Origin of the sequence: Mycobacterium sp. E2327 (assembly GCF_001672675.1) — a bacterium.
Taxonomy (GTDB): Bacteria; Actinomycetota; Actinomycetes; order Mycobacteriales; family Mycobacteriaceae; genus Mycobacterium.
In genome coordinates this window covers 1-917 of record NZ_LZKE01000049.1, presented here as the reverse complement: position 1 = coordinate 917, position 917 = coordinate 1, and the positions used below count along the sequence as shown (strand labels likewise).

Sequence of the window (917 nt, the reverse complement as noted above, 5' to 3'; positions counted from 1 at the left end):
CGGCACAGGCGGCGTGGCCTTGCGGGACGGTGGCCTGAACGCGTTTACCGGCGGCACCGGCGGGGTCGGTGGGGCCGCTGGTCTGTGGGGCGCCGGCGGCAGCGGCGGGCAGGGCGGCAACGCCGGACCCAACACCGCGACGGTGGCCACCGGACAGACCACACCCTTCGTCCTGAACGGTGGCGATGGCGGCGAGGGCGGGCGCGGCGGATGGATTCACGGCCTGGGCGGAGCCGGTGGGCAAGGTGGGATGGGCAGCAGCAGTACACCATCCGTGACCCTTGACGTCGGTACGGGCTTCACGATCCTCAACAACACCCCCGGAAGCAATTCGGTCGCCTACCTTCCCGGCGCCAACGTCTTTTCCATAAGTCCGGCCAGCTCGAGCCTGGCTACCGGCGGCACCGGCCAGGTGGCGATCACGCTCACGCCCGGCCGCACCAGCGGCACCATCCAGTTCATATCCATACCCTCTGGTCTTGCCGGGGCCGCGGGCCAGGCCGGCCTCCCCGGACCCAACGGCTACCTCTAGGGACGGCGACCGGGGCGCTGATTAGTGTGCAAGCCATGGCCGGACCGGTGGAAGGCATCAGAGTCGTCGAGCTCGGCGTCTGGGTCGCGGGACCCGCGGCCGCCGGCATCCTGGCCGACTGGGGCGCCGACGTGATCAAAATCGAGCCGCCGGCCGGCGACCCGGGGCGCATGTTCGGCCGGATGCTGGGCTGCGATCTCGGGGTCAATCCGCCGTTCGAAATGGACAACCGGTCCAAGCGCAGCGTCGTCCTGGACCTCACCACCGCGACCGATCGCGACACCGCGCTCGAATTGCTTTCCGACGCAGACGTTTTCATCACCAACGTGCGTCCGGGGGCGTTGCAGCGCCTCGGCCTGGATTACGCCACACTGTCGGCCCACAA

The 917-nt window shown here is 69.7% G+C and carries 1 protein-coding gene and 1 pseudogene; both read left to right on the top strand.

From position 1 onward, the window contains the following. Positions 1–532 (top strand): annotated as a pseudogene (locus tag A5712_RS31230) (hypothetical protein); the annotation flags it as partial. Positions 533–567: 35 nt separating this feature from the next. After that, positions 568–917 (top strand): CoA transferase (locus tag A5712_RS06275; RefSeq protein WP_197519311.1); only part of this gene is annotated, 350 nt, incomplete at its 3' end.